This is a genomic window from Vibrio sp. R15-SG3-ISO1A, assembly GCF_059833955.1.
In genome coordinates, this window is sequence record NZ_JCBDGH010000024.1 from 1 (window position 1) to 3,032 (window position 3,032).

The 3,032-nt window shown below is 46.3% G+C and carries 3 protein-coding genes and 1 tRNA gene; 2 read left to right on the forward strand and 2 right to left on the reverse strand.

The genetic code is table 11. The features are described 5' to 3' along the window. A partial coding sequence (locus tag AC6R0L_RS02435; protein WP_500628107.1) for a helix-turn-helix domain-containing protein occupies window positions 1-1,069 on the reverse strand: 1,069 nt, incomplete at its 3' end. Between the two features lie 160 nt (window positions 1,070-1,229). Between AC6R0L_RS02435 and AC6R0L_RS02440 the strand changes: the two genes are divergently transcribed. Beyond that, the gene (locus AC6R0L_RS02440) at window positions 1,230-1,805 is read left to right on the forward strand and encodes an aldolase/citrate lyase/malate synthase family protein (protein ID WP_334552138.1); all 576 of its coding nucleotides are present in this window, start codon (window positions 1,230-1,232) and stop codon (window positions 1,803-1,805) included. Between the two features lie 82 nt (window positions 1,806-1,887). Here the strand turns inward: AC6R0L_RS02440 and AC6R0L_RS02445 are convergent, their stop codons facing one another. Further along, window positions 1,888-2,571, reverse strand: coding sequence for a MaoC family dehydratase (locus AC6R0L_RS02445; protein WP_500628108.1), 684 nt, complete (start codon window positions 2,569-2,571; stop codon window positions 1,888-1,890). A gap of 327 nt (window positions 2,572-2,898) precedes the next feature. Here AC6R0L_RS02445 and AC6R0L_RS02450 point away from each other — a divergent pair. Beyond that, a tRNA-Ser gene (locus AC6R0L_RS02450) sits at window positions 2,899-2,989 on the forward strand. Window positions 2,990-3,032: the final 43 nt, after the last annotated feature.

Sequence of the window (3,032 nt, forward strand, 5' to 3'; positions counted from 1 at the left end):
GCGGGATCCCGTTACCACGATAGACCGCTTTAAGCTTGTTTTGTCCGTACGCATCAAAATAGTGCCAGTGAGGATAGGGCGAAACGACGGTCATACGACGCATCGCCACTGATGGTGATACGCCTGCTTTGAGGTGGACGTCAATCTCATACCCGCTGCGGTCTAGTAATTGTCGGAAAGGGACTTTAGGGCAAAGTAGCGCGCCCGCAAAAAAACTCGACTCAAAATCACGCCACGCTTGCAAAATGTCTTGCGAGTTGAGCTCTGAGCTCGGCGTGGTTTGGTTGTAGTCCTCCCAGCTGTTGGCATGCCCCACCGTCAGTACGCTTTTCAACCCTTCTTTGCTGTGCAGAACACAATGGCCGATATAGACCGCCAAATCATACTTAAGGCGAGTCGGATACTCTTTGAGGATTTCATTAAGGAAAAGAGTACCGGGCGGTTCAAAGAAGGATGTCACGACTTGCTTGGCGTTAATCCCAAGCTCATCCACCACATCTTGCGGTGCGCGTTTGACCCAGCGAATGGTGAGCCCAAGGCTTCGGGCAATGCCCATCAAATCTTCCGCTGAGAGGTTGAGGCGTTTGAGGCCCACTTCTTCTGCTGCACGTTCGAGATCAGGAAAGTGGTTTTGATTGCTCTCTTGATGAGCGCGAATCAGCAAATGAGCAAACTGACGACCTGTAATGCCGGTTTGCGAGAGCATCTCCGGAATGGCGATTTGGAGAATTTCATTCGAGAACAGAAAGCTCGGCTCTAGTGCCATGCCGCTGATCCCGCCGCGATTGCCTTTATCAGGCGTGATGTCGGCCTGCTCTGGCTCGTCATCTAAGAACCAAGCGGGATCTTTTTGGAAAACTTGTGCGATGACCTCCAGCATATCAATACTGGGCACGCGTTTTCCTCGTTCAATCATTGAAAGGTAAGAGACCGACGGTGCGTATTCAGGGCTGACTCTCACACAGCGTGCAGAGAGATCCTCCATAGTTAAATGGTTGCGTTTTCTCAGGTTTCTAATTTTAGTCCCGAGGAAATGGGATTGGCGAATCAAGCTTTTTGACACTGGCATTTTGTAAAATTCACATTGTAAAATTTTTGTTGTGAAATTGTAGTCAAAAATTCACTAGTATACAAAGTAAGCAAAGTCACAAATTTGCAACTTATTAAACGCGAGTTTGAAATATTTGCTCTAAGACATGATGCTGTGAAATATCCGTGAGGGAAACACTATGAATATGCTGACATTCGATAAGACAGAAATCCAAAATCAAAACCGCCCTTTTATCGCTGAAGCAGTCTTCGCGGTAGAAACCATCAACGCTAATCAAGCAAGTGAAAAGCAAACCAAATCGAAGCAGCTGCTCGATAGACTCTTCCCCCTAGAAAATGGGTCGCACAAAAATGTCACAGCGTACGTGATCGACTATCGACACGTTATGGCGTACTTCAAAGATGGGAGTCACAGTGGTCTCAAGCATCCCAAACACTTTGTTGCTTACACAGGAAGTAAAGAGACGCCTGCCTCCTTACTGCTTCGTGATGGGACTGGCAGCCATGTTGAAGTGACCTTTGGCCATCACAAAGGGACAGGTTGTGTGGAGCTCGTGTGTATCGATGACATCCAGCTTGAAACCTGCACCATGTTCCCTCACGAAATGGGTGAGATGTCGGCAATGCGTCACTGGATTAGCCTGGTAAAAGGCGATGAGAAGGGTAAACCACAAGCGTGTACAGAAGAGAAAGAGTACACAGCGAAAAATGGCGACGATTACCAATTAGGCTGTTGCTACACTATGGGCAACTAAGCGCCACTCTAGTACAAAGTCAAAAAAGGATACGACATGCGTATCCTTTTTTGGTTATTGGGTTTGGCTTTGAGCCACGCTGCTAAAAATGAAGTTGAATCACTGACGTGACAACAGCACCTGGACGGCGAACGCCTTCAATTTCGACTTTGATCTCGCGCTCCACCTCTAAGCCTTTACGGATCGGCGTGACCTTAGACAAAGTACTGACCGCACGGACTCGGTTGCCAGCTTTGACAGGGTAAGGGAAACGCACTTGGTTCAACCCAATGTTGACGACCATCTTAGCCGTCGGGAATAGGGTGTTGTCTGGATCGACACTGTCGGTCAATTTTGGCAGCAAAGCCAAGGTCAGAAAACCGTGAGCGATGGTTGTTTTGAATGGCGATTCACTGGCCGCACGCTCAGGATCGGTATGGATCCACTGCATGTCTTCCGTAACCAGACCAAATTGGTTGATGCGCTCTTGTGAGACATCGAGCCATTCACCCGTATGAATGATCTCGCCTAATTGAGTCTGTAGCTCATCAAAGACAGCGTGGGCTTGCGGTTTAAGTTCGATTGGCTTCTCAACAGGCTCAGATGCCTCATCGTTCACTGCGGGTTGTTGAAGATCGCGCAGTCGAGTGAACAATTGACGGTTATTGGCCTTGCTTAAAAAGTCTCCCCAGTACTCACGTACTGCAGGCGACATCCATTGCATGAGATCAGAATGATGCTTTGAAATTGACTCACCACGATGTTTGAACAAGTCAGCAACTTTCATAACAGCCTCGAATTTATACAGAATACCTAACGAATTCTCTAATTTTGAATTAGTTCACATTATTGTTCAAATACTTTCGGGCGCACATGTGTTAACTGAACAGTGTTTTAATTAATAAATTCAAACAATTAACAATAAAACACTATTTTATTAGCTCGTTAAAATTAGAGCGACAACACTAGTGTTTCAAACCAATGACACCCGTTAATTGGCTAAAAAATCACAGTAGAGAGAAAGTTTTTGCTCACATTGTCATCACTCGAACAATTCAAAGCAAATTAGCACTTTACAACCTTTCTCCAAGTACCTAATATACGCCTCACCGACGGAGAGATGGCTGAGTGGTTGAAAGCACCGGTCTTGAAAACCGGCATACGTTAATAGCGTATCTAGGGTTCAAATCCCTATCTCTCCGCCACTATTCTAGAAAAAACCGCTGTTTTTACAGCGGTTTTTTCGTT